This is a genomic window from Pseudooceanicola algae, assembly GCF_003590145.2.
GTDB classification, from domain to species: Bacteria; Pseudomonadota; Alphaproteobacteria; order Rhodobacterales; family Rhodobacteraceae; genus Pseudooceanicola; species Pseudooceanicola algae.
In genome coordinates, this window is record NZ_CP060436.1 from 1,629,058 (window position 1) to 1,652,897 (window position 23,840).

Genomic DNA, 23,840 nt, shown 5'->3' on the forward strand with positions numbered 1-23,840 from the left:
CAGGGAGTAGGCGGATTCGGCGCAAAAGGTTAGTTCTATGTGGGCCAGGGGTCCTCTTGACCGTCCCGCCATGGCGCAATTGCAACGGGACCGGGCAGCGCCGAAGTTGCCCTCTGTCCGGCCGATCCAAGACCTTGAAGCCACGGGCTGCGCCCGCTGGGACCAGTGGGCCTCCGGTCTGGCGCCCGCGCGCGTGGCCTGATCCTTCTCCGATCAAGGGACCGGCAGCGGCGACTCAAATCTCCTTTAAGATGCTCATTTCCCCGGATGACCGACGAGCAAGGCGCACCTCAAGGATGTGCTTACCCGGAAGTCACGAACACCAACAAACATAACTCGCAAAAGCGGGCTTGCGGAACATGCCCTCAAAGGCGCCTGTTTTCCGTCAAATTCCGCGATCCTCAGAAAAAACAGGCCTTTGGCAAAAACACGCTTAACGAGAGTGCATTTCCAACCAATCCCCAAAAACTGAAGGTCTTAATATTTACTTAACGGAGCCCGAAATGTACGCTCAGGGTTGAATATCCTTCCTGCGCGGCCTGGCCGACTCCCCTCCGTTTCCAGACCTTCCGAAAGGATGCAATCATGGCGACCCTTACCTTCAAGGCCGCGGATCTTGCCGTGCTGCAACAGGCGGGCGACGGCACCACCGATTGGGTCGTCCAAAGCCTGCCCGTCGTGGATTTCCTGAACAATCAGGGCTATTCCGACACCTCCAACGCGGTCTTCACCATCGAGATCCCGGACGAAGACCTGATGTATTCGGATGTGACCGGCGACGGGATACCGGAATACTGGATGCCCAGTGGCACCCAGGCCGCGGCCATGTACATTGACGCCGACGGCGACGGGACCCCGGAATACGAGGTCAAGGGCCAGAACCCGAACTCCGAATTTGTCCGGGACAACCAGTCCGGCGATGAACTGGCCAAGATCAACCAGAACCTGATTGTCTACGAGTACCCCTATTCCGACGGCGACCCGCAACTCGCGGATTTCGGCGGCAACGTCTATTTCGCAACCGACGGCGACGACTTTACCGTCGGCGAGCATCGCCCGATCGACGAAAGCACCGTCGCGCCGAACGACCAGCTTCTGCTCAGCGGCGGTGTGGTGGTCTGCTTTACCCGCGGCACCCTGATTGCCACGCCGTCCGGGCAGCGCCGGATCGAGGATCTGAAGGTCGGCGACCTGGTCCTGACCCTCGACCGCGGTGCCCAGCCGATTCGCTGGATCTCGTCCCGGCGGCTGGATCGGGCGCGCCTGCGCCTCAGGCCCGAGCTTTATCCCGTCCGAATCCCCGCCGGCGCACTTGGCGAAGCACTGCCGGAGACCGACCTTGTGCTATCTCCGCAACACCGTCTCGTCCTCGCCTCCCCCATCATCCGGCGCATGTTCGACGAAGAAGAAGTGCTGATCCCCGCCAAGCTGCTGATCGGATATGGCGGCATCGACGTCGATCTCGTCGAGGAGGTGGAGTACTTTCACTTCGTGCTCGATCACCATGAAATCGTCTGGGCCAATGGCGCTGCCTCCGAAAGCATGCTGACCGGCCCGATGGCATTGCAGGCCCTCGGTGCGGCCCAATGCCGGGAGCTGGCCGAGATCTTTCCAGAGCTTTCCCTGCCAGGCTACACGCCCCCTCCTGCGCGTCGGATTCTGAAGCGCAAGGAGAAGGAAAAGGCGTTGATGCGCCATGAGAAGAACGGCAAGCCTCTTTACATGCGGCCTGATGTCCGGCCCGAAACGCCTGAAAGCACCCGACCGACTTCGGGGTCGGTACAGGATCGGGCTCGCCTGACCTGACGCACCGCATTCAGGCCGACGGCCGTTTTGCCCCCCGTCCTTCCCGTTGTCGGGGGGGCGCCCTTTCAGGCGGCCTTGTTCCCGCTCCAGATGTGTCTGTCGGTGAGGCCTGCGATGCGTTCGATGAGGGTTGAGAGGGCCTGTCCTTCGGCGGCGATGCTCAGGGCCTGCATGCTGGAGGTGAACAGGGGCCAGTGGGCTTGGGGATCCGTGCGGATATCATGCGCGCGCCAGCGCATCACGCGCCAGAAGGCGGCCGTTCCGGCGGCGCGGATGACCTGGTCGGGGACGTCCTCGACGATCGCCATGTGAACGCCGGTAGTCAACCTGACGTAGTCGTCCGCCGTCTTGTCTCCGGCGCCGTTCAGAACGGCCACGACGCCGCTCAGCTCGATCCGGGTTCTGGCTTGCAGGGGGATGCCGTCGCAGTGCCGCGCCGCGATCAGCATGAAGTCCCGGTAGAGCGCCAGGCAGCTTTGACGCGAATCCTTGGAAAGGCGCACAACCTCTGCCCCGATGCTGGGCTTCACTTCCACCAGCCCTTCGCGGACCAGCTGCTGGACGACCTGACGGACCGGAGTCCGCGACAATCCGAACTCCTGCGCCAGCTTGCTTTCGAACAGCGCAAAGCTCTCCGTGGGCGGCGTCAGGCAGATCCGCATGCGCAGCGCATCCAGGATGGATTGATGTGTGGCGGTCTCTAAGGGCATATGCCGATCTCCCATGTTTCGCGTATAGCGGTATACAGGCGACCCGATTTCCGGACAAGCCCACTGCCCCCCGACTATCCGTCCAAAGGGCCGACCTACCCCTTCGGATAGGCTTTGGAGCAAAGGAGTAACCATGTTTGTAGGGGTTTGACAGCCGGTCCGACTTGGCGCTAAACCGCCAACACCAGTATACAGGTTGTTAACCAACCAAAGCTGGACGCAATTGCCTGAGGGACCCGGACAGCGCAGCGACATCCGCCGCGCCTCCCCCGATCAGGCTTAAGGTAACTTGGTTTGATGGTCGGACCTGTCCCGGCCCAAAGGATACGAACATGAACAACATCCTCGTACTCGGCGGCGACGGTTTCTGCGGTTGGCCGACGGCTCTGCACCTCTCGGCCCAGGGCCATCGCGTCACCATCGCCGACAACCTGTCGCGCCGGGACATCGACGTCGCGCTTGGCGCCGACAGCCTGACCCCGATCGCCTCGGCAGAAGAGCGCGTCGCAGCCTGGAAAGAGGTCTCCGGCAAGGACATCGCCTTCCACAAGGTCGACGTATCCGACTTCGACGCCCTGCACGCCCTGCTGGCCGAGCTGCGTCCCGACACCATCATCCAGTTCGCCGAACAACGCGCCGCGCCCTATTCCATGAAGGACGCCGCCGGCAAGATCTACACCGTCAACAACAACATCAACGCCACCCACAACCTGCTGGTCGCCACCACCGAGCTGGGCCTGGACGCGCATATCGTCCACCTCGGCACCATGGGCGTCTACGGCTATGACGGCGACGGCCTGGAGATCCCGGAAGGCTATCTCGACGTCTATGTGCCCGGCGACAACCGCGAGATCTTCAAGCGCTCGATCCTCTACCCGACCAACCCGGGCAGCGTCTACCACATGACCAAGTCGATGGATCAGCTGCTGTTCCAGTTCTACGCCAAGAACGACAAGCTGCGCATCACCGACCTGCACCAGGGCATCGTCTGGGGCACCCAGACCGAAGAGACCCGGATGGACGAGCGTCTGGTGAACCGCTTCGACTATGACGGCGACTACGGCACCGTGCTGAACCGCTTCCTGATGCAGGCCGCTGTCGGTCACCCGCTGACGGTGCATGGCACCGGCGGCCAGACCCGCGCCTTCATCAACATCCAGGACACCGTGCAATGCGTCGCCCTGGCCGTGGCCAACCCGCCCGAAGCCGGCTCGCGCGTCGAGATCCGCAACCAGATGACCGAGACCCACCGCGTCCGTGATCTGGCCCACATGGTGGCCCGCGTCACCGGTGCCACCGTCGCCATGGTCGACAACCCGCGCAACGAAGCCGCAGAGAACGACCTGCGCGTCTCGAACCGCTCCTTCATCGACCTCGGCCTCGACCCGATCACCCTGGAGCAGGGCCTGCTGGGCGAAACGCTGGAGATCTCGCGGAAATACGCGGATCGCTGCCGTATGGACATGATCCCCTGCCTGTCGACCTGGACCCAGAACCAGCGTCCCGGTGTCGTCACCGCCGAAGAGGCCATCCACAACGCCGCCTGAGCGTCCTCGGGTCGCCATGGGATCGCCACAGGATCGGGCCCGCATCCGGGCCTGACCGCAAGATCCCGCGCGCGCACCGCCTGAAATGCAGATGCCAGATCCCGGCTCCGGGGTCTGGCCACATGCCTGCCCTGCCGGTCTCCTCCCGGCCCTCTGGTCCCTCTCCATCTGGCCTCTCCTTCTGGCCTCTCCTTCTGGCCTCTCCATTCTGCTCCCCCGGCGCCCACCTGCCGTGCGGAGACTCTGCACATCCTCCGGGTCTGCTCCGGTAAAAGGTTCTTCTTGCCATGCGTATGATCGGTCTCGCCCTTGTCGTCTTCATCTTCGCCGGAGCCGCCGTGGCCCTGTCCATGATCGGTGTCCGCGATCTGGGCGCGCGGGCGGAAGCCCTGCTGCGCCCGACCGGCCTGGTCTTCGAGGAAACCGTCGCCCAGGACGCCCCCGAGGGCGAAGAGGCGACCATCCTGCGCGCCTGGCCGCGTCAGGCCATGGTGATGTCGGGCCTGCCCGCCTACCAGGGCGCGCGCTTTGCCCTGCCCCGGGACGCCCGCCCCCTGGGCGGGATCCTGCATGTCGATGCCACCGCCCAGGTCAGCGACGGCGCCGACGCCATGCTGCGGATCTCGATCGACAACATGCGCCGCGCCGAAGTGCTGCTGGCCCCCGGTGACACGCGCCGCAGCTTCCAGATCCCGCTGACGGCGATGGAACTGTCCGGCGGCCTGCTGCCGGTCTCCTTCAGCCTGCAGGGCCGGGGCGCCGAAGGCCCCTGCTCTGCCCCCGGCATCGGCGCCGTGGTCGAGATCGAGCCCACCACCCGCATCGAACTGATCGTCGACGAACCGCTGGACAGCGTGACCGACCGGGCCATTTCCTGGGGCTCCGTCGCCCGCGTCGGCTGGCCGCGCTGGCTGGTCGCCTCCGAACAGCCCAAGCGGCTGGCGCTGGCGGCCGACCTGCTGCGCGACGGTCAGCCCGTCCAGTTCTGGGACGGCCCCGACGCCGAAGCCCTGAGCACGGACGAGCTGCGCGCCCTGGCCACCACCCTGGCGGCCAATGGGTCCGCCCTGCCCGGCGTGGCCACCGACACCAGAACCCGCCTCGGCGTCCCCGTCGGCTTCCCCATGGCCCTGACCGATCAGGCGGCCAATGACGGGCTGCGCCGCTTTACCCGCAGCACCACCTGGCGCGCCCGGATCGAAGCCGAGGACATGCCCGCTAGCGAAGTCCCCGGCCGCCTGGACCTTGGTCTCTACCTCGGCCCGCTGCCTGCCCAAGCCCATTGGACCGTGACCGTGCAGATGAACGGCCGCCTCGTGCAGGCCGACCGGGTGACCGGTGGCGAACACGATTACCAGCGCCGCATCACCCTGCCGACCATCGCCCCGCGCGAAGCGGCCAGCCTGGAGATCACCGCAAGCTCGGATTACGAGATCGAAGGCATCTGCAACGACGGCCCCGAACTGCTGGCCGAGATGCGCCCCACGACCCTGCTGCAGGGCGCAGGCGCCGCACAGGATGACCTCGAGGTCCTTCGCATGACCCTGGCGCAGACCGAAAGCCAGCTGGACGTCGCGCTCGGCTCGGCCCTGACCGCGCCCGAAGCGATGCGCGCGGCCCGGATGCTGACCGCCCTTGCCCCGCAGGGTCTGGCCCTGGTGGCGGGGGCCGATGACAACCAGCCTCAGGCCCACCCTCAGGCCCTGGCCCATGCCGGCCTGCCGCCCGCCGAGATGCTGACGGCCGCGCTTGACCGGGACGACGAAAGCCATTGGCTGCTCTGGAGCGAACCGGTCAGCGGTGTCACCTATGCCCGCGCCCTGCGCGACGCCGGGGACCTGACCGACCTGCCCGCCCGTCCCGTCACCCTGTTCGTCACCCTGCCGGTGCGCAGCCTGGCTGCGGGTGATCTGCGGAGCACGCAATAATGGCCGACACCGCCAGCCCAAAGGACACCGCCACCCCGGAGACCGCCGCCCCTGAGGCCATTGCCGCCCCCGAAGGCGCCGGGTCCGAAGGCACGACCGGATCGGAAAGCGCCGACGCCGCGGACAACCGCGACCAGATCGCCTTTCATTCGGTCGACAGCGCCCCCAAGCGCTTTGCCGTCTTCGTGCCGCAATGGAAGGGCCTCGCGGTCCTCGGCCTGTTCTGCCTGGTCTCGACCCTGCTGCTCTGGCTCAAGTCCGCCTACCTGACCAACAGCATCTTCCCCCATCACGACCTCGTGGTCACCCAGTTCGCGGGTAACCATTCGATCGCCGTGCGGATCTTCGTGATCTCCTTCTACATCGCCTTCTCGGCCTTCGCGGCCGCCTCCCTGCTGGGCCGGGTGCTCTTTGCGCTGGACCTGCTGCTGACCTATGCGGTGCTCTGCGCGGCCTTCGACATGACCGGCGCCCTGGCGGCCTGGAGCCTCGATCTGACCTATTCGCTGCACTTCGTGGAAATCGTCAGCGGCATCACCGGCTTTGCCGTCTATTCCTTCAAGCTGATGGAACGCGGCCATATGCCCTCGCGCATTCCCGTCGAACACCGCCCCAAGCAGATGCGCCGCGCCTTCCTGAGGCTCGGCTTTGCGCTGATCCTGGCGGGCGGCCTGTCGATCTGGGTCGGCGGCATGGACCTGGAAATCGTGAAATGGATGCGCGAAGTCACGCTTCTGGGCGGCATCGGTCCCGGCGTCTTCCTGTTCCTGCCGGTCTGTTTCTTCACCCTCTACGGGTTTGCCCTGTGGGACGACTGGCGCCAGCGGCACCGGGTCTTTGCCCCCGACATCAGCGTCATCGTGCCCGCCCACAACGAAGAATACATCATCGAGCGCACCATCCAGGGCCTCGACCGGGCCGCCGCGAACTATGCCGGTCAGGTCCATATCCTGATCATGGAGAACAACTCCACCGACGACACCGCCGCCATCGCCGCCCGGGCCCTGGCCGCCTGCGAAAGCGCGACAGGCCGGGTCATCCCGGTGCCCACACCGGGCAAATCCAATGCGCTGAACGCCGGGCTGGACGCGGCCGAGACCGAATTCCTGGTCCGCGTCGATGCCGATACCGTGCTGGGCCAAGACAACCTGACCCGCGCCATGCAGCACTTTGCCGACCCCGCGGTCGGCACCGTCGGCGGCGTGCCGATCCCCCCGGGCGGCGCCCTGTTCGACCGCCCCCGCCTGCTGGAAGTGCTGGTCAAGCACGGCTTCTACTCCGTCGCCTTCAGCGCCGTCGAAAGCGTCGTCGGCATCCCCGGCATGTTCGTCGTCTACCGCACCGAACACCCGCGCTACCTCGGCGGCTTCGTCGAGGGCATGAACGGCGAGGACACCGACATCTCGCTGCGGATCGGAGAGCTCGGCTTTCATTCCGTGGTCGATCCCAAGATCCGCTATGTCTCGGAAGTGCCGGCAACCTATGGCCATATGCGCGAACAGCGGATGCGCTGGTTCCGCTCGGTCTACCACGTCAGCTCGCGTTGCCGCGACCTGATCTATTCCGACTGGCCCACCCTGCGCGGCAAGGTGCTGCTGCCCTTCATGCTGGTCAATTCCGGCCGCCGGGCCATGCTGGTGCCGCTGATCCTGTTCGGCGTCATCGAATACGCCGGCGGCTTCAACCCCGGAAGCCCGCTTGCCTGGCAGGCCGTCGTCGCCGTCATGATCGGCGCCCCCGCCATGATGGCCGTCGTCGCCGCCCTCTTCAACGGCATGCCAAAGGCAATCCTCAACCTGCCACACTACCTCCTCTTCCGCATCCTGCGCGCCTACTTCACCCTCGAATCCATGCTCTCAATCTCGATCCGCACAAACCGGGAAGACATCGCACGCGCATACCTGCGAAACATCATCCCGGATAAACCCGTCAGGGTCGCATGACAAAACAACTCAAAATCTGAAAATACAAAAACGTCAAAAAAACCGAAGAAGGCTCAGCCCCTTCCCTTACCCGATCCATCCCTGACAGCTGCACATCCCGGCACCGCCCCACCGGTGCCGGGATAAAGCATGAAAAATCCGCGGCAAGGACATGCCTGCCCTGCGCGACGGACATTTTTTTACCCGTCCAGCCGAAAAATGCCCGGTAACCTTTCCGAGTTACTATGCTTTGGGTTGCATTTCGCTACAACTTACCAAAAAGTTAATTTACTATCGTAACACCTAAGGTGGTGCTGCCGTGACCGGCATCCATCAAGTGCGGCTTCACGATGCGGGTGGTCACCCCTATGTCCAGATATGATATCAACATCAGGCCAGTCGGGATTGTTGCACCGGCCCGCACCGGTGGTCTGCCCGGCGAGACCCCTCTCGGTAACCGGATCAGCCCGCAGGCCTGGCAGGATCTGAACCGGGCCGTTTCGCATCTTGATCCGGCGATGACGATCAATGTGACCGACCGGTTGGCGGCCCCGGCATCGCAAACGGGCTCCGCAATGGCCCCTCGGGCGGGTCGACACGACGATGGCACGCGGCAAACGCTGACCAGCGACACCAAGATCAACGGTATCACCTATCCCGCAGGCACCCGGATCGAGGACGACTACCAGATCCAGGTCACCGACGGAGATTCCGTCTACCGCATGGTGGGGCTTTCGATCGACGAAACCCTCGTGGGCTTCATGTGGGAAGGCGAGGCCCCGGCCGGCGACACCTACAGGATCGTCGCGGGATCGGTGACACCGCCTCCCTCGTCCGGCGGCGCCAGCGCGCCATCTGTACCCGGCGATCCAACCGGCATCGCGGAAAACAGGATGGCATCCGCGGACCCTTCTTTCGACCGCGTCGACGGTCCGGCCTACCTGCGCGACCACAGCGGACCGGACACGGCCGGGAAGGTAAAGACACCTCCTGGCGAAATCGTCGAAAACTTTACCTTCAGCGAAATCGAAAACATCATCTGTTTCGCCGCCGGGACCAGTATCGCGACCTACGAGGGAGCGGTGGCGGTCGAGGATCTGCGCCTCGGGGACCGTGTCCTGACCCGCGACAACGGCTTTCAGAAGATCCGCTGGGTCGGCCACCGCCCGTTGAAACCGCAGGAGTTGGCGGAACGCCCGAACCTTGTGCCGATCCTGGTGCCGCGCGGCGCCTATGGCAATGACCTGCCCGAACGCGATCTGACGATTTCACCCAATCACCGGCTGCTGATCCATGGCCCTCAGGCGGATCTGCTGTTCGGTGAAACCGAGGTTCTCGTTGCCGCCAAGCACCTGGTCGATGGCGGCCGGTTCCGCCGCGCGCCCTCTCGGGCAGTGACCTATGTGCATTTCATGTTCGAGTGCCACGAAGTGGTTCTGGGGAATGGCATCTGGAGCGAAAGCTTTCAGCCCGGCGACTTTTCCCTGAAGGGACTCGGCCTCGAACAGCGACGCGAAATCTTTGCCCTGTTCCCCGAACTGGCGACGCAGAAAGGCGTGGCGGACTTCACCGCCGCCCGGACGTCTCTTCGTCACTACGAGGCGCAGGTGCTGCGGACCAGTCTGGCAAGGACCAAGAAGATCTGAAGCCTATCGCCGCCAGTGCGCCAGCCCATTGGCGTCGAGATACTGCACATGCAGAGCCGTCGCCAGATCTCCTTCAATCGTGAAGGTGACAGAGGACAGCGAGCCGAGCGGCTGATTTTCCCCCAGGGGCGCCACGGCAAAGCGGTCTCCGTCCCAGGGTTGCAGGGCCAGGCGCAAGGGGCGCGGTCCCAACAGCAGCGCGAGTCCCTCGGGCCCCTCGACGACCTCGGCGGGGCCGAAATAGGCGTTGTCATAACTCCCGAGATAGCGGCTGGCCGGACCGGCAGGCGCCGGATCCTGCGGGGCGGCCTGACCCACCAGGTCGCCTACGGGGTCGAACATCGGGGCCATCAGGGACTCGTACCCGGTCAGCCAGTCGCGGGTGGAACGGCCGAATTGCACGACGTCCATGAACTCGGCCGCGATGGATTCGACCGCGCCGACAGGGGCGCCGTTGGACAGCACGACGATGCCGATCCCGGCATCGGTCAGCAGCTTGAAATGGGTACCCGCCCCCTTGATGAAGCCGCCCGAATGATTGCGGATCGGCCGCCCTCCGGCCGTGGTTTCGACGTTGAAGCCATAGCCATAGGCACCGCTGCGATCATTCGCCCCCCGGCCCGGAGAATTCACGATCTGCATCCGCATTGCCGGGTGCAGCACCGCCGGGTCGATCAGCGGCATGCCCTGCCATTGCCCATCCGCCAGCAGCAGGATCATCCATTTCGCCAGATCGTCCACGGTCGATGACACGCCCCCCGCCGGGGCCTGGGCATCGGCGTCCCGATCATAAAGCGGCTGGAACATGCCATGTTCGTAGGCATGCAGCACGGCGCGGTTCCCGGCTGCCATGGCATCCGCATGGCGATAGCTGGTCGCGGTCATGCCGAGCGGGCCAAACAGCTTTTCCTGCGCAAGGTCGGCCCAATCCCGGCCGGCCGCCGCCGCCACGGCCTCGGCTCCTGTGGTCAGGCCCATGTTGGCATAGTGATAGGTGACGCGGAAGGGATCGAGTGGCAATTGCCCCAACCGGTCGAGGATCTGATCCCGGTCGTGTCCTATGTCTTCCAGGTCATCGCCGGCGGCAAAGGGCAGCCCGGTCCGATGGGCAAAGAAATCCCCCACGGTCGCATGGGCGCCGACATAGCTGTCGGACAGTTGCAGGTCGGGCAGATAGTCAGAGACCGGGTCGTCCCAATGAAGCGCCCCGTCGGATATCGTGATCGCCGCCACCGTGGCGCTGATCGATTTGGAGACCGAGGCGATCTGGAAAACGGTTTCCGGTGTCACCGGATCGGGCAACCGGATGTCCCGCCGACCGAAGCCCTGACGAAACACCACTTCGCCTTCGCGCACCACCGCCACGGCCATGCCCGGCACTCCGCTGCGCACCATCGTGCTTTCGACAAGCCGCGGCAGCCCCGCCAGCGCCGTTTCAAGGCCCATCGGTGCCATGGGCGACACATCCGACGCTGGTGTCGGGCCGGGCAGGACATCCTGCGCGCGCCCCGCCCCCGGAAAAGCCGCGATCAGGGCGACGACAAGCAGGAAAGGACGCATCGGGGAACCTCAAGCAGCAGTGACCTAAGGGAACCTTGCATGACGAACCGTCGAAGTCGAGACTCTGCCAACCACTTCCTCTCAGGCAGGGCACCCCGGCCCCGCATCGCGGGACCGGGTATCTCTCTGACCCGTTTCAGGGGTCGAGACGGACCGCCCCATGGCTGGCATTTGCCACCAGCGACGCATAGGCCCGAAGCGCGCGGCTGACCTTGCGCTTGCGCGGCTTGGCAGGTTTCCAGGCGGCATCGCCGCTGGCCTCCATCTCCGCCCGGCGGGCGGCAAGGTCCGCATCGCTGAGCGCGACGTTGATGGTCCGGTTGGGGATGTCGATCTCGATCATGTCGCCTTCGACGATCAGGCCGATGTTGCCGCCTTCGGCCGCTTCGGGCGATACATGCCCGATCGACAGGCCCGAAGTCCCGCCCGAGAACCGACCATCGGTGATCAGCGCGCAGGCCTTGCCCAGTTTCATCGCCTTCAGGTAGCTGGTCGGGTAGAGCATTTCCTGCATCCCCGGCCCGCCGCGCGGCCCTTCGTAGCGGATGATGACCACGTCTCCGGCCTGAATTTCCTTGCCCAGAATGCGGTTCACCGCCTCGTCCTGGCTTTCGCAGACCTTTGCGGGGCCGCTGAATTTCAGGATGCTGTCATCGACGCCCGCGGTCTTCACCACACAGCCTTCCAGCGCGATATTGCCGAACAGGACCGCAAGGCCGCCGTCCTGGCTGAACGCATGTTCCTTGGACCGGATCACGCCTTTTTCGCGGTCCGTGTCGAGACTGCGATAGCGGCTGGCCTGGCTGAAGGCCTCGGTGGTGCGGACACCGCCGGGGGCGGCGCTGAACAGTTCATGCACCTGGTTGTCCTTGCTGCGCGCGATGTCCCAGTGGTCGATGGCATCGCCCAGGGTCGGCATGTGCACGGTCGAGACATCGCGGTTGATCAGCCCGGCATCCGACAGCTGGCCGAGGATGCCGAAGATTCCGCCCGCGCGGTGCACGTCCTCCATGTGTACGTCGGCGACCGCCGGGGCGACCTTGCAGAGACAGGGAGTGATCCGGCTGAGCCGATCCATGTGATCGAGGGTGAAGTCGACCTCGCCTTCGCGGGCAATGGCCAGCAGGTGCAGCACCGTGTTGGTCGACCCGCCCATGGCGATGTCCAGCGTCATGGCGTTCTCGAAGGCCGCCTGGGTCGCGATGCCGCGCGGCGTCACCGACATGTCGCCACCTTCGTAATGGCGTTTCGCCAGGTCGACAATTTTGCGCCCCGCTTCCAGGAACAGCCCCTTGCGGTCCGCGTGTGTCGCCAGCGTCGAGCCGTTGCCGGGCAGGGCCAGACCCAGGGCTTCGGCAAGGCAGTTCATGGAATTGGCGGTGAACATACCCGAGCACGACCCGCAGGTCGGGCAGGCGTTCACTTCGAATTCATTGACCTGCTCGTCGCTCATGTCGGGATTCGCGGCCTGCACCATGGCGTCGACCAGGTCGACCGCGATGTCCTTGCCGTCGACATTGACCTTGCCGGCCTCCATCGGGCCGCCCGAGACGAAGATCGCCGGCACATCGAGGCGCATCGCCGCCATCAGCATCCCCGGCGTGATCTTGTCGCAATTGGAAATACAGATCATCGCATCGGCGCAATGGGCGTTCACCATGTATTCGACGCTGTCGGCGATGATCTCGCGCGACGGCAGCGAATAGAGCATCCCGTCGTGCCCCATAGCGATCCCGTCATCGACCGCGATGGTATTGAATTCCTTGGCGACCCCGCCTGCTGCCTCGACCTCTCGGGCGACCATCTGGCCCAGATCCTTCAGGTGGACATGCCCCGGCACGAATTGGGTGAAGGAGTTCACGATGGCGATGATCGGTTTGCCGAAATCGCCGTCTTTCATGCCCGTGGCGCGCCAGAGCGCCCGTGCCCCTGCCATGTTCCGTCCGGAGGTCGATGTCTTTGAACGATACGGTATCACGTTTACTGTCCTTCGTGGAATGTGGCTGGCAAGGCGCGTGCTGCGGCAATTCGGGCCTGCGGGCGCGCCGGGCGCCTTCAGACTCAGGCCCGTTATTGCGCCAAGCGCCCATTCGCTGCAACCCCACGCGCAAAAAGCGCCGCCCGGCACCATACGTCGGGGGCTGATCGCCGGGCCCTGATCGCCGGGCCCAGTTCGCCAGAGAAGGAAGGTCCTTAAAGGGACGTGTCCTGCGGGCAGGCCGTCTGGGCAGGCCTGGGGTCCCCTTCCCCCGCCCCGAAGGCCGCCGCCGTGCGGTCACCGATCACCGAAGCGATTTCGGCGAGGGTCGTCATGTGCTCTTCCAGCGGCGAGGCCTGCAAGCGCTGGTCGAAGATCGCGAAGAGCGCCGCAAGGTCGGGCACCCGGTGCAGCGCCAGGATGAAGGGATGGCTGAACCGCGCCATATAGGCCACATTCAGCCGCGTCAGCCGTTCGGCGTCCTGCGCGCTGAGCGACATCAACCCAAGGCGGGCCTGTTCACTGGCGGATTCATCGGTCATGCGCCCGGCCACGGCTTCGCATCCGGCCAGTTCGGGATGCACCCGGAACAGCGCCAGACGGCGGGCGGGACCGGCGGCCAGGATGCATTCGACGAGCGCGGCCGCAAGGGCTTCGGTGCTGGCAAAGGGGCGCTGAGCGACGACATCCCGCGCGACCCATTCCGAGCGTTCGACCAGGGGGGCAATCCGGGCGATGGCCGTCCGGGCCGGGGCTGAGTTCAAGGCATCGAGAGGGGAAATCATCAGGTCTTTCTCTGGCTGTGTTGAGATGGAAAACACCGCCGTAGCGGGTGTCACGGCCAGAATGCGACAGGAGGCCATTCCAATCCATGACATTGTCAGCAACCATGCATTCTGAAAAAGAGAACGGATAGACTGAACGCCGGAGCGTCTCGCACCCCTCTCCGGACCCTTTCGAAACACGCTGCGCCCCATGCCGCGCGCCTCCTTGGTCACGGCCAGATCGGTTGACTTACATCTGAAAACGGGCGCATGGGGACCCAACCGCACCCCGGAGACCTCGCACCGTGTCCACCAACCCCTATGAAGCAGACGGTTTCTACGATGAGGCCATCGCCGCGGGGCGTCACCGCGCCATCGTCGGGGGCCGTTGGGATGAAACCGGGCGCATCCAGATGTCGGTACTGCGCGACGCCGGCCTGCTGCCGCATCATCATCTGCTGGACATCGGCGCCGGGGCGCTGCGGCTGGGGTGCAAGGCGGTGCCCTACCTCGAGCCGGAGCACTACTGGGCCACCGATGCCTCGCGCGCGATCCTGCTGGCCGGGCATAGGGCCGAACTGGCAGCCCCGGACCGGCTGGATCCGCAGCACCTGATCGAGGACGCGCGCTTCGATTTCCCCGGCGTTCCCGGCAACATCACCCATGCGATCGCCTTCGCGGTCTTTCCGCATCTGCCGATGGTCTACCTGCGCCGCGCCCTGACCAGCCTGCGCCGCTTTGCAAAGCTGGAGCGTTTCCTGTTCACCGTCTTCCTTGCCCCCGACGCGACCAGCGCGGCGGCGCCCTGCCGGCAGCCGGATGGTGTGGTCACCCACGACCTCCGCCCCCCCTATCACCTGCTGCCCGAAGACGTCACCCACATGGCGCGCTGTACCGGCTGGCAGGTCACGCGCAGTGACGTGATGCTGCCACGCGGTCAGGTGCTGTTCACGGCTCAGCCAGAGGTCTGAAAGGGCAACAGGCGGCGCGCGCCACGGCATCGGGACAGCCGCAGCGCAGGGCGCGCAACGCGTTCGGCCAGCCTGTGCATTTTGCTGAAAGTGGTGCCCGGGGGCGGAATTGAACCACCGACACGAGGATTTTCAATCCACTGCTCTACCCCTGAGCTACCCGGGCACGGGTGACGGCCTCGCCGTCGGGTGGAGGCGTTCTAGGCGAGGTGGCTGGCGGTGTCCAGAGGGTTTTTACCAAAATCCCGCAACAATCCGCAGCGCCCTGCCTGTCTTTGCGTAAGCCCCTGAAAGGATCAGGAAAAACGCCCCGATTGCAGGGCTTTTTCAACCTCTGCCTCGACCGCATCCATTGCGGCTTCGATGTCTTCGGGGTCGCGGGATGGGACGGCATAGCTGCCGTTCATCCAACGCGCCAGATCGCGGTCTGCGCAGCGCGCCGAGCAGAAGGGACGATAGGCCGCGTCACTGGCGGATTTGCAGATCGGACAGGTCATCCGGCCAGCTTGGCAAGGATCGCAGCCAAAGGCAAACGGGCGCGTTTGCGCTGCAGCTCGTAGTTGCCCATCGGGGTCCAGCCAGCCAGCACCGTCTCGACCGGATCGGCGCGGAAGGCCGCGCGCAAGGCGCTTTCGAACTGGCGGCGATCCTTCTTGCCCATCGGCGCGAGATCGACGTAGACGATGCCGCCGAGGCCGCGCACGCGCAGCTGGCGAGGCAATTCGCGCATCGCAGCCAGGTTCGCCTTGAACCCCGCCGCCGGGCTGCTGTCACCGCCGGTGTTCACATCGACGCTGACGCAGGCGCGGGTGGCCTCGACATAGATCCGGCCACCGCCGGGCAGATCTGCTCCGCCGAGGAAAGGCTGCAACAGGTCCAGCACGCCTTCAGCCTCGAAAGGACCAAGCCCGTCGCTGCTGCGTCCTTCGACGATCTTGCCGTCCCAGTCCCGCAGGGCAAGCTGATGCGCCGTGGGGCCGTCCAGCAGCAGTTCCGGGTCGCTGCCCGTATCGGCCAGCACCTGGGCGGCCAGATCAGCCATGGCGGCGACATCTTCGGCCACCGCATCCAGGTCCGCGCCATCGCAATTGGAGCGCAGGATCAGGCCCGCACCGGCGGCTGCGACGGGGTGTTCGGCGAAGACCTCATGCGCAATTTCCATCAGGCTGTCGCGCAGATCGTCGTCGCGCAGCGCGCGCGAGATATTCATGCCCGGTGCATCGGGGGTCACGATGGCATAACGGCTCTTGAACAGAACCTTGGTGGTCAGCGGCACGGCCTTGCCCGGTTCGGCGTAGCCAGTGACCTGCACCAGCAGCGGCTGGCCGGGCTTCATGCCGCGCAATTGGCGCAGGAAGCCGGACCCTTCGGGGGTCTTGACGAACATGCCGCCCTGCCCCTTTACGGGCCGGTCGGTGATGGCACGGTAAATGGTTCCGGGCGCGGGGACGTCCGGCGTGTCGACCAGCAGGTCGGTGACCCGACCGTCTTCGATCAGCGCCGCCATTTCGACCTCGGTGTCACCATCGCGCGTGGTGTGGTCCAGGATGATCCGCTTGTCGGTCATTGTCTTTCCTTCCAGATCGGCCAGCCTGCCGCCGTCAACAGGGTCGCGGTTTCCGCCACGGGCAAGCCCATGACCGCAGAATAGGACCCCTGAATCCAGGGCACCAGCGCACCGGCCAGCCCCTGAATGCCATAGCCGCCGGCCTTGCCCTGCCAGTCGTTGCTGGCAAGATAGCCGTTCACCTCGTCATCCGAGAGGCATTTCATGCGGACCTGGGTCACCACGTCCTTTTGCCACAGCCGGTCCCCGGCCTTCACCGCAATGGCCGTGACCACCCGGTGACGACGCCCGGAAAGCGCCCATAGGAATTCAGCCGCCTGCCCCGCATCCTCGGGCTTGCCCAGGATCCGGCGGCCAAGCGCGACGGTGGTGTCGGCGCAAAGCACGATTTCGTCCGCCGCCGCCGTCACGGCCGCCGCCTTTTCCCGCGCCATGCGCGCGCAATAGGGGCGTGGCTGTTCGCCGGGCAGCGGGGTCTCGTCGATATCAGGGGGACGGATGTCGTCGGGAACCACCCCCAGCTGAGCCAGAAGCTCGAGCCGCCGGGGGCTTCCCGATCCAAGGACGAGTTTCAACCCGGCCTCGATCGATTACTTGAAACGATAGTTGATCCGACCCTTGGTCAGATCATAGGGGGTCATTTCGACCTGTACCCTGTCGCCCGCGAGGACACGGATGCGGTTCTTGCGCATCTTGCCTGCCGTATGTGCGATGATTTCATGGCCGTTCTCAAGTTCAACCCGGAATGTCGCATTCGGCAGGAGTTCCTTCACGACGCCGGGGAATTCGAGAATATCTTCCTTGGCCATGTGGTCTCCTGAATTAGTGAGCCGCCCTTGCGGACGGATGACGGGTAAATGATCCTTTCCGGCGCGACTTTCAAGCACTGAATCTAGGCCAGAACGTGATGTTCAACCTCTATTTCGCCGGTTTGCTCGGCCCAGTGGGCGCGATTGCGGACATTTCCGGCCGTACGGGCGCGGGTGATGTCGGCCAGCGCGACCTCGGCGATGGTCCAGCCGGGCTGGTTCATCTGCCCTTCGGCCAGCACGCCGGTGGGTGGAAAGCCCTTGTCGGGAGGACCGAAGATGCCGCCGGTGCCGGTGCTGGTATCGACCGCTTCAAGCAACGGGTACTCCCCCACGACCGAGGCCATGACAGCCACGCATTGCCCTTCCAGTGCGCGGGCCATGGTGCCGATCCGCACCCGCCAATAGCCTTCCAGCGCTTCCGTGCAGGAGGGGACGAGCAACAGGTCCGCCGCGCTCTGGGCGCGGGCAAGCAGGGGGAATTCGCTGTCATAGCAGATGTTGATCGCGATCCGCCCCAGGGCGGTTTCAAAGATCTTCAGCGGTCCCTGCCCGATCACCCCCCAGGGGTCGCGCTCCCACAGGGTCATGATGACCTTGTCCTGATGGCCGCTTTGCCCCGAGGGCGTGTAAAGACAGGCGCGATTGACGATCCGGCCCGCGTCGATCACCGGGGCCGAAGCGCCAAGGATGTGCACCCCGTAGCGCGCCGCCAGCGCCAGGTGCAGCGCGCCCACCCGTGGCATCAGGTCCGAGATATGGCGACTGGCCGCCTGCAGATCTGCGCAAAGGTCCGCGCCGCCGAGCGAGGCAAGTTCCATCGCACCGTATTCAGGAAAGACCAGCAGGTCGGCCCCCTGCCCGGCTGCATCGGCCACCCAGGCCGTCAGCTTGGCCTCATAGGCGGCCCAATCGGCCAGTTCATCCAGCGGATAGGCAGCAGCAGCAAGTTTCATGACAGTTCTTTCATCCAGAATTGCAGCGCATGGTCGCTGGGACCATCCGCGTCGATATCGGTCCAATTGAAATGCGCCACCACACCCGGCAGCGGCGCATACCCCCGCTTTTCCCAGAAGGCGTCCAGCGGGCGGTACCCTTGCGGGCGGCGCGGGTGATCTCCGGGCCGGATCACGCTGCAAAACGCCGACCAGCGGCGACCTATCAGGCGGGCATGGGCTTCGCGGGCATCAAAGAAGGCGTGCCCGATCCCCTGACCGCGATAGTCTGGCAGCAGCACGGATTCGGCGCAGTAGAAAATCTGGTCCAGAGGTTCGGGCCGGTCCGCGAAAGGGGCGGCGAAATCACTGACATGATGCTCCATGCCAAGGCCGGTCGCGGCCCCGACGATCCGATCCCCATCGCGGGCCACGACCACCACCGCGCTGTCGCTCAGATAGGCGCGCAGGTAGTCGCGTTCATAGGCCGCATCGCCGTCGTAGAGATAGGGAAAGGCGCGGAACACTGTCATCCGCAGCGCCGCGATGTCGTCCAGCGCCGCTTCCAGCCCGGCGCCCGTCAGCAGTTCGGTCGTCATCATGCCGCGACCTGAGCCATCCAGTCGGCAAGGTTGTAATAGGTGGTGACCCGCGTGATCCGACCTTCATGGTCCAGATCAAAGAAACTTCCCGCCGGCAGGCGGTAGGTCTGGTTGCGGGCCACGGGCAGACCCTCGTCGGTTGCCAGATAGGTGCCGTTGACCACGTATTCCGCCGCCGCCCGCAGCCCGGCAGCGGCTTCGAAGATCACGATGTCGGTCAGGTCCTCGCGGTAGCAGCGGGTCATATGGGCGCAGAAATCCGCAAAAAGCGCCTTGCCGCGCCGGATCTCGCCTTCGTTGACGTGATGCGCCACGTCGTCTGACAGGCAGGCCAGCATGGCCTCGGTATCGCCGGCATTGAAGGCGTCGAAATAGTGCCGGATGGTCTCGGTCATTGGCAGTCCTGTCAAATCGGAAAAGAGCTTGGGCCGAACTTGTCTGTCAGCCGTGAAATGATCTGATCGCGGGTCTGGCGATAGGCCCCCAGCTTCTGATCACGGGTCTCGCCGATGCCGGTAGGATCCATGATCGGCCAGTATTCAACCGTCAGGTGGAAAAAGCGCGTCAGTTCCAGCGCCGAGCGCTGGCTTGCGGGGGACAGGGCAATCACCAGATCGAAACTGCTCAGGTCATCGCCCCATTGCTGCATTTCCTCGAAGGACCGAGACCGGTGGCGGGACAATTCCACACCGACCTCGTTGCAGACCGCGATGGCAAAACCGTCGATTTCCAGGTCGTTGTGCACGCCGACCGATTGCACGTAGGTTTCGGCCCCGAAAAGGCGCTTCATCAGCCCCTCTGCCATGGGGGACCTGACCGCGTTGTGATCGCAGCAGAACAATACCGATTGCGGGAACTCCGCTGACAAGCCGTCCTATCCTCCGAAGTGCAGCACGCAGACCAGAGTGAACAGCCGGCGCGCCGTGTCGTGATCCACGATCGCCTTGCCGTCAAGACGTTCGATCAGGATACGTGCGCCTTCATCATGGATGCCCCGGCGGGCCATGTCGATGGTTTCGATCTGCGCGGGGGGCAGATTCTTGACCGCGTCGAAGTAACTTTTGCAGATGGCGAAATAATCCTTCACCACCTGACGGAACGGCCCCAGCGACAGCAGGAATTGCGTCGCGGGTTCATCCCTTTCGGACAGGATGTCAAAGACCAGGCGCTTTTCCCGGATCGACAGGCCGACCTTGTAGGGGCCATCGGGCACGACGCGGTCATCCCGCCTGGGCAGGGTGAAGGAGTTTTCCTCCAGCAGGTCGAACAGCGCGACACGGCGTTCCTGTTCGATCTCCGGGGTCGGAGGCGGCAGGTTGCGGTCGTCCAGTTCTATTTGTGCAATACGGGACATTTCCATGTTATCCCCTTCAGCTGCGGATGAGTCTAGGCTCGCAAGAAGATTATGCTGCAACGCAGAAAATTGCCACTGGAACTTAACAAAAAGTTAACATCCGGACCCCGAAGCCACAGAACGTCACGTCGCGTTCAACTTGTCGAGGCGGGCACGTACCGAAAGCCCATGCGCTTCAAGGCTTTCCGATTTCGCCAGGGTTTCGGCCGCCGGACCGATAGCCGCCAATGCTCCGGGTGACATCTTGGCGATGGTGCTGCGCTTGAGGAAATCCAGCACCGACAGGCCCGAGGAAAAGCGCGCCGACCGCGCGGTCGGAAGCACATGGTTCGGCCCGCCGACGTAATCGCCGATAGCCTCGGGCGTCCAGGCGCCCAGGAAGAGCGCCCCGGCGTGGATGCATTTGTCGGCCAGCGCATCGGGGTCGGCCACGCAAAGCTCAAGGTGCTCGGGCGCGATACGATTGGACAGGGCCGCGGCCTCGTCCAGCGAGGCGACCTCGATCACCGCACCGAAATCACGCCAGCTTTTCCCGGCAATCTCGCGCCGTTCCAGCGTCTCGAGCCGCTTGTCCACCGCCGCCACCACGGCGCGCCCGAATTCGGGGTCCGTTGTGATCAGGATGGACTGCGCGCTTTCGTCGTGTTCCGCCTGGCTGAGCAGGTCGAGCGCGATCCAGTCGGGGTCGTTGTCGCCATCCGCGATCACAAGGATTTCCGACGGGCCGGCGATCATGTCGATGCCGACCTTGCCGAAAACCCGGCGCTTGGCCGCCGCCACATAGGCATTGCCGGGGCCGGTGATCTTGTCCACGGGGGGGATGCTGTCGGTGCCATAGGCCAGCGCTGCAATCGCCTGCGCCCCGCCGATGCGGTAGACCTCGTCGACGCCTGCCAGCCGGGCGGCCATCAGGACCAGCGGATTGGCCTGCCCGTCCGGGGTCGGCACCACCACGGCCAGACGCTCCACCCCGGCCACCTTGGCGGGGATCGCGTTCATCAGCACCGAAGACGGATAGGAGGCAAGCCCCCCCGGCACGTATAGCCCGGCCGCCGAGACCGCCCCCCACCGCCAGCCCAGCGTTGCGCCATCCGGATCCGTCCAGCGTTCGTCTTCGGGCATCTGGCGGACATGATAGGCGCGGATACGTTCGGCGGCGCGTTCCAACGCACGCTTTTCCTCGGGCGGGACATCCGCGATCAGCGCGTCGATCTCGGCCTCGGAAAAGCGCAGGGTTCCCGGCGTCAGGTCGAGGCGGTCGAATTTGGCCGTCAGTTCGATCACCGCCGCATCGCCACGGGCGCGCACATCGGCGATGATCCCGGCCACGGTATCATCCACATCGGGGCTGTCTTCCCGCTTTGCGCCCAGAAGCGCGGCAAAGCGGGTTTCGAAATCGTCCTGGGACGTGGTCAGGAAATAGGTCATGAAAGCCCTCCCCGGGGCCGGAGCGTCTCGGTTCAGGTTCCTTACCCGCCGCGCCCCCTCGCATCAAGGACGGGGCGCATCAGAGATCGGACGCATCAGGCGGACCGGCCCCTGAGGCGCCCTGCCCCGCTTTAGTCAGAGTGGTCGGGCACCTTGCCGGAGGGCGCACCATAGGGGCGCGTCACGTCGCGCAGCACGGCCTCCAGCGCCTCGACCCGCAGACGGATCGCGCCGTCCCCGGCCAGCGTCACGAGGACCTCGCCCGAAGGCGGTTCGGCGTCGGGGGTGAAGCTGAGTGCAAGGATCGACAGCACCAGGTCGGGATCACCCCGGTCAAGGCCCTGGGACGAGACGCCCATCACATGTTCGAACATCATCACCGATTGCACCCGCTCCGCCCCATGGCGGTCGCGGCCCGTGTCTTCCCAGCGAAAGCGGTTCAGCAACAGGGCAAAGCGCCGCTCCTTGGGCAGATAGCGCATCTCGGCCGCGGGGATCACCGCGTCCTGGATCAGGGCCGAGACGACCTGCAGATCGGCATCTTCCAGCACGCCAAGGTTCAGAGGGACCTCTCCGCCATCTTCGAAACGAGCGTCTTCCACCATGATCTATCCCCTGTCCGACACGCGTTCGATGCGGGCGCCGACGCCCTGCAGCTTTTCCTCGACCCGTTCATAGCCGCGATCAAGGTGATAGACGCGGCTGACCACGGTTTCGCCTTCGGCCGCCAGTCCGGCCAGGATCAGGCTGACCGAAGCCCGCAGATCCGTTGCCATGACCGGCGCACCCTTCAGCTTTTCGACGCCGGTGACGGTGGCATGACCGCCGTGCACGTCGATCTGCGCGCCCATGCGGATCAGCTCCGGTGCATGCATGAAGCGGTTCTCGAAGATCTTCTCTTCCAGAACGCTGGTGCCTTCGGCGGTGCACAGAAGCGCCATCATCTGGGCCTGAAGGTCGGTCGGGAAGCCCGGATAGGGTTCGGTGACCACGTCCACGGCGCGCACCCGATTGCCGTTGCGGGCCACGACAAGGCCGGTTTCGGTCTCTTCGATCTCGACGCCGGCCTGTTCAAGCTTGTCGCAGAAGGCTCCAACCAGATCGCGGCGTCCGCCCAGCAATTCGACCCGCCCGCCGCAGATCGCCGGGGCCAGCATGAAGGTGCCAAGCTCGATCCGGTCGGTGACGACGGGGTGCGTCGCGCCGCCCAGGCGGTCGACGCCCTGGATGGTGATGGTGCTGGTGCCTTCGCCGTCGATCTGCGCACCCATGCGGCGCAGGCACTGGGCCAGGTCGACGATCTCGGGTTCGCGGGCGGCGTTTTTCAGCACAGTGGTGCCCTTGGCCAGCGACGCCGCCATCAGCGCGTTCTCCGTGGCGCCCACGGACACGATGGGAAACTCGAAGGTGCCGCCCTTCAGCCCGCCGGGGGCCTTGGCATGGACATAGCCGTCCTTCAGCTCAAGCTCGGCGCCAAGGGCCTCCAGCGCCTTAAGGTGCAGGTCGACGGGCCGCGCGCCGATGGCACAGCCACCGGGCAGCGAGACGACAGCATGGCCATCCCGCGCCAGCATCGGCCCCAGCACAAGGATCGAGGCCCGCATCTTGCGCACGATGTCGTAGTCGGCCTTGTGGTTGTCCAACCCGTGGCTCGACAACGCCAGCACCTTGCCCTCGTTCATTGAGGTCACTTCCGCCCCGAGGCTTTGCAGCAATGCCGTCATCGTGCGGATGTCGGACAGACGCGGCGCATTGGTCAGCGTCAGCGGCTCTTCGCTGAGCAGCGTCGCCGGCATCAGCGTCAGACAGGCGTTCTTTGCCCCGGCAATCGGGATCTGCCCGTTCAGCGGGCCATTGCCCGTCACCAATATCGAATCCATCTACTCTCGGTCCTCGTTATCTTCCTCGCCGGTGTGCTCCGACGTTTGGTCTGTCTCTGTTTCGGGCGCGAAGGCGGCCTCAGGCTCGCTCTCGGTCTCTGCGCGGGCACGGGCCTGCGCCTTGCGCCGTCCCAGATTGGCCTTCAACGCCGCTTTGAGGCGAATCTCGCGTTGCGACCCCGGAGAATCCCGCTTTGTCCCCGACACCGCGCCCTCTCCCGTCCTGCCCGTTTTGCCTGTCATGACCCTTCTGTAAAGCAGTGCCCGAAAAGGGTCCAGATTATGCTTGCACCCCTTTCGGTTTGCGTCTAATCAGCCGCCCACGGCACCGGGACGACAGCGTCCACAGGCAGCCAGCGCCGCAGTAGCTCAGTGGTAGAGCGCGTCATTGGTAATGACGAGGTCGGGAGTTCAATCCTCCCCTGCGGCACCA

Annotated in this window: 23 protein-coding genes and 2 tRNA genes; 7 read left to right on the forward strand and 18 right to left on the reverse strand. The window is 64.9% G+C overall.

What is annotated here, in order from left to right; translation table 11 throughout:
• Positions 1 to 585 precede the first annotated feature (585 nt).
• The gene (locus tag PSAL_RS07700; protein WP_119838776.1) at positions 586 to 1,806 is read left to right on the forward strand and encodes a Hint domain-containing protein; all 1,221 of its coding nucleotides are present in this window, start codon (positions 586 to 588) and stop codon (positions 1,804 to 1,806) included.
• A 65-nt stretch (positions 1,807 to 1,871) separates the two neighbouring features.
• Here the strand turns inward: PSAL_RS07700 and PSAL_RS07705 are convergent, their stop codons facing one another.
• Positions 1,872 to 2,516, reverse strand: a complete 645-nt coding sequence (locus PSAL_RS07705; RefSeq protein WP_196941920.1) for a GntR family transcriptional regulator — start codon at positions 2,514 to 2,516, stop codon at positions 1,872 to 1,874.
• A 332-nt stretch (positions 2,517 to 2,848) separates the two neighbouring features.
• On the opposite strand from PSAL_RS07705, the gene PSAL_RS07710 reads away from it, so the two are divergent.
• The 4 genes from PSAL_RS07710 to PSAL_RS07725 all read left to right on the forward strand — a co-directional run bounded on the left by PSAL_RS07710 (position 2,849) and on the right by PSAL_RS07725 (position 9,559).
• On the forward strand, positions 2,849 to 4,063 hold the full coding sequence (locus PSAL_RS07710) for an NAD-dependent epimerase/dehydratase family protein (RefSeq protein WP_196941836.1): 1,215 nt from the start codon (positions 2,849 to 2,851) through the stop codon (positions 4,061 to 4,063).
• A gap of 287 nt (positions 4,064 to 4,350) precedes the next feature.
• Positions 4,351 to 5,991: a hypothetical protein gene (locus tag PSAL_RS07715; RefSeq protein ID WP_119839204.1), complete on the forward strand. Its 1,641-nt coding sequence runs from the start codon at positions 4,351 to 4,353 to the stop codon at positions 5,989 to 5,991.
• A complete protein-coding gene (locus PSAL_RS07720) occupies positions 5,991 to 7,934 on the forward strand; it encodes a glycosyltransferase (RefSeq protein WP_119839205.1) in 1,944 nt (647 codons plus the stop codon). Before PSAL_RS07715 ends, PSAL_RS07720 begins: the two co-directional genes overlap by 1 nt.
• 347 nt (positions 7,935 to 8,281) lie before the next feature.
• Positions 8,282 to 9,559: a Hint domain-containing protein gene (locus PSAL_RS07725; RefSeq protein WP_196222761.1), complete on the forward strand. Its 1,278-nt coding sequence runs from the start codon at positions 8,282 to 8,284 to the stop codon at positions 9,557 to 9,559.
• A 3-nt stretch (positions 9,560 to 9,562) separates the two neighbouring features.
• On the opposite strand, the gene PSAL_RS07730 is transcribed toward PSAL_RS07725, so the two are convergent.
• The 3 genes from PSAL_RS07730 to uraD all read right to left on the reverse strand — a co-directional run bounded on the left by PSAL_RS07730 (position 9,563) and on the right by uraD (position 13,861).
• Positions 9,563 to 11,119, reverse strand: coding sequence for a serine hydrolase domain-containing protein (locus PSAL_RS07730; protein ID WP_119838859.1), 1,557 nt, complete (start codon positions 11,117 to 11,119; stop codon positions 9,563 to 9,565).
• 136 nt (positions 11,120 to 11,255) lie between these two features.
• Entirely contained in the window at positions 11,256 to 13,097 is a 1,842-nt protein-coding gene (ilvD, locus tag PSAL_RS07735; RefSeq protein WP_408004207.1) for a dihydroxy-acid dehydratase, read from the reverse strand.
• A gap of 215 nt (positions 13,098 to 13,312) precedes the next feature.
• On the reverse strand, positions 13,313 to 13,861 hold the full coding sequence (gene uraD / locus PSAL_RS07740; RefSeq protein WP_196222762.1) for a 2-oxo-4-hydroxy-4-carboxy-5-ureidoimidazoline decarboxylase: 549 nt from the start codon (positions 13,859 to 13,861) through the stop codon (positions 13,313 to 13,315).
• A 305-nt stretch (positions 13,862 to 14,166) separates the two neighbouring features.
• Here uraD and PSAL_RS07745 point away from each other — a divergent pair, with 305 nt between their 5' ends.
• Positions 14,167 to 14,832: a class I SAM-dependent methyltransferase gene (locus PSAL_RS07745; protein ID WP_119838861.1), complete on the forward strand. Its 666-nt coding sequence runs from the start codon at positions 14,167 to 14,169 to the stop codon at positions 14,830 to 14,832.
• A 91-nt stretch (positions 14,833 to 14,923) separates the two neighbouring features.
• Here the strand turns inward: PSAL_RS07745 and PSAL_RS07750 are convergent.
• The 14 genes from PSAL_RS07750 to PSAL_RS07815 all read right to left on the reverse strand — a co-directional run bounded on the left by PSAL_RS07750 (position 14,924) and on the right by PSAL_RS07815 (position 23,650).
• Positions 14,924 to 14,998: transfer RNA gene (locus PSAL_RS07750), tRNA-Phe, on the reverse strand.
• Positions 14,999 to 15,128: 130 nt separating this feature from the next.
• The gene (locus tag PSAL_RS07755; protein WP_119838862.1) at positions 15,129 to 15,329 is read right to left on the reverse strand and encodes a DNA gyrase inhibitor YacG; all 201 of its coding nucleotides are present in this window, start codon (positions 15,327 to 15,329) and stop codon (positions 15,129 to 15,131) included.
• Positions 15,326 to 16,399, reverse strand: a complete 1,074-nt coding sequence (locus PSAL_RS07760; protein WP_119838863.1) for a ribonuclease E/G — start codon at positions 16,397 to 16,399, stop codon at positions 15,326 to 15,328. Before PSAL_RS07760 ends, PSAL_RS07755 begins: the two co-directional genes overlap by 4 nt.
• Positions 16,396 to 16,974, reverse strand: coding sequence for a Maf family protein (locus PSAL_RS07765; RefSeq protein WP_119838864.1), 579 nt, complete (start codon positions 16,972 to 16,974; stop codon positions 16,396 to 16,398). The genes PSAL_RS07760 and PSAL_RS07765 overlap by 4 nt, the downstream gene beginning before the upstream one ends.
• A gap of 15 nt (positions 16,975 to 16,989) precedes the next feature.
• Positions 16,990 to 17,208 carry a translation initiation factor IF-1 gene (gene infA, locus PSAL_RS07770; RefSeq protein WP_007792573.1) on the reverse strand — a complete coding sequence of 73 codons (219 nt, stop codon included), beginning with the start codon at positions 17,206 to 17,208 and terminating at the stop codon, positions 16,990 to 16,992.
• Between the two features lie 83 nt (positions 17,209 to 17,291).
• On the reverse strand, positions 17,292 to 18,164 hold the full coding sequence (locus tag PSAL_RS07775) for a carbon-nitrogen hydrolase family protein (RefSeq protein WP_119838865.1): 873 nt from the start codon (positions 18,162 to 18,164) through the stop codon (positions 17,292 to 17,294).
• Positions 18,161 to 18,745: a GNAT family N-acetyltransferase gene (locus tag PSAL_RS07780; RefSeq protein WP_119838866.1), complete on the reverse strand. Its 585-nt coding sequence runs from the start codon at positions 18,743 to 18,745 to the stop codon at positions 18,161 to 18,163. Before PSAL_RS07780 ends, PSAL_RS07775 begins: the two co-directional genes overlap by 4 nt.
• Positions 18,742 to 19,140, reverse strand: a complete 399-nt coding sequence (locus PSAL_RS07785) for a ketosteroid isomerase-related protein (protein ID WP_119838867.1) — start codon at positions 19,138 to 19,140, stop codon at positions 18,742 to 18,744. The genes PSAL_RS07780 and PSAL_RS07785 overlap by 4 nt, the downstream gene beginning before the upstream one ends.
• 11 nt (positions 19,141 to 19,151) lie before the next feature.
• The gene (locus tag PSAL_RS07790; RefSeq protein WP_119838868.1) at positions 19,152 to 19,613 is read right to left on the reverse strand and encodes an arsenate-mycothiol transferase ArsC; all 462 of its coding nucleotides are present in this window, start codon (positions 19,611 to 19,613) and stop codon (positions 19,152 to 19,154) included.
• Between the two features lie 6 nt (positions 19,614 to 19,619).
• Positions 19,620 to 20,099 carry a UPF0262 family protein gene (locus tag PSAL_RS07795; protein ID WP_119839069.1) on the reverse strand — a complete coding sequence of 160 codons (480 nt, stop codon included), beginning with the start codon at positions 20,097 to 20,099 and terminating at the stop codon, positions 19,620 to 19,622.
• A 123-nt stretch (positions 20,100 to 20,222) separates the two neighbouring features.
• Positions 20,223 to 21,527 carry a histidinol dehydrogenase gene (hisD, locus tag PSAL_RS07800; protein ID WP_119838869.1) on the reverse strand — a complete coding sequence of 435 codons (1,305 nt, stop codon included), beginning with the start codon at positions 21,525 to 21,527 and terminating at the stop codon, positions 20,223 to 20,225.
• Positions 21,528 to 21,658: 131 nt separating this feature from the next.
• Entirely contained in the window at positions 21,659 to 22,132 is a 474-nt protein-coding gene (locus tag PSAL_RS07805; RefSeq protein ID WP_119838870.1) for a DUF2948 family protein, read from the reverse strand.
• Between the two features lie 3 nt (positions 22,133 to 22,135).
• Positions 22,136 to 23,407, reverse strand: a complete 1,272-nt coding sequence (murA, locus tag PSAL_RS07810; RefSeq protein WP_119838871.1) for a UDP-N-acetylglucosamine 1-carboxyvinyltransferase — start codon at positions 23,405 to 23,407, stop codon at positions 22,136 to 22,138.
• Positions 23,408 to 23,650, reverse strand: a complete 243-nt coding sequence (locus PSAL_RS07815; RefSeq protein WP_231388648.1) for a hypothetical protein — start codon at positions 23,648 to 23,650, stop codon at positions 23,408 to 23,410. It abuts the gene before it with no gap.
• 115 nt (positions 23,651 to 23,765) lie between these two features.
• Here PSAL_RS07815 and PSAL_RS07820 point away from each other — a divergent pair.
• Positions 23,766 to 23,840, forward strand: a tRNA-Thr gene (locus PSAL_RS07820).

Excerpts from the sequence above, each read along its gene's own strand:
- PSAL_RS07710 (WP_196941836.1), top strand. The coding sequence starts at position 2,849 with ATGAACAACATCCTCGTACTCGGCGGCGACGGTTTCTGCGGTTGGCCG.
- PSAL_RS07725 (WP_196222761.1), top strand. The coding sequence starts at position 8,282 with ATGTCCAGATATGATATCAACATCAGGCCAGTCGGGATTGTTGCACCG.
- PSAL_RS07815 (WP_231388648.1), bottom strand. The coding sequence starts at position 23,650 with ATGACAGGCAAAACGGGCAGGACGGGAGAGGGCGCGGTGTCGGGGACA.
- murA (WP_119838871.1), bottom strand. The coding sequence starts at position 23,407 with ATGGATTCGATATTGGTGACGGGCAATGGCCCGCTGAACGGGCAGATC.
- PSAL_RS07780 (WP_119838866.1), bottom strand. The coding sequence starts at position 18,745 with ATGATGACGACCGAACTGCTGACGGGCGCCGGGCTGGAAGCGGCGCTG.
- PSAL_RS07785 (WP_119838867.1), bottom strand. The coding sequence starts at position 19,140 with ATGACCGAGACCATCCGGCACTATTTCGACGCCTTCAATGCCGGCGAT.
- PSAL_RS07755 (WP_119838862.1), bottom strand. The coding sequence starts at position 15,329 with ATGACCTGTCCGATCTGCAAATCCGCCAGTGACGCGGCCTATCGTCCC.
- PSAL_RS07805 (WP_119838870.1), bottom strand. The coding sequence starts at position 22,132 with ATGGTGGAAGACGCTCGTTTCGAAGATGGCGGAGAGGTCCCTCTGAAC.
- PSAL_RS07760 (WP_119838863.1), bottom strand. The coding sequence starts at position 16,399 with ATGACCGACAAGCGGATCATCCTGGACCACACCACGCGCGATGGTGAC.
- PSAL_RS07700 (WP_119838776.1), top strand. The coding sequence starts at position 586 with ATGGCGACCCTTACCTTCAAGGCCGCGGATCTTGCCGTGCTGCAACAG.
- PSAL_RS07720 (WP_119839205.1), top strand. The coding sequence starts at position 5,991 with ATGGCCGACACCGCCAGCCCAAAGGACACCGCCACCCCGGAGACCGCC.
- infA (WP_007792573.1), bottom strand. The coding sequence starts at position 17,208 with ATGGCCAAGGAAGATATTCTCGAATTCCCCGGCGTCGTGAAGGAACTC.
- PSAL_RS07705 (WP_196941920.1), bottom strand. The coding sequence starts at position 2,516 with ATGCCCTTAGAGACCGCCACACATCAATCCATCCTGGATGCGCTGCGC.
- PSAL_RS07715 (WP_119839204.1), top strand. The coding sequence starts at position 4,351 with ATGCGTATGATCGGTCTCGCCCTTGTCGTCTTCATCTTCGCCGGAGCC.
- PSAL_RS07795 (WP_119839069.1), bottom strand. The coding sequence starts at position 20,099 with ATGTCCCGTATTGCACAAATAGAACTGGACGACCGCAACCTGCCGCCT.
- hisD (WP_119838869.1), bottom strand. The coding sequence starts at position 21,527 with ATGACCTATTTCCTGACCACGTCCCAGGACGATTTCGAAACCCGCTTT.
- PSAL_RS07775 (WP_119838865.1), bottom strand. The coding sequence starts at position 18,164 with ATGAAACTTGCTGCTGCTGCCTATCCGCTGGATGAACTGGCCGATTGG.
- PSAL_RS07730 (WP_119838859.1), bottom strand. The coding sequence starts at position 11,119 with ATGCGTCCTTTCCTGCTTGTCGTCGCCCTGATCGCGGCTTTTCCGGGG.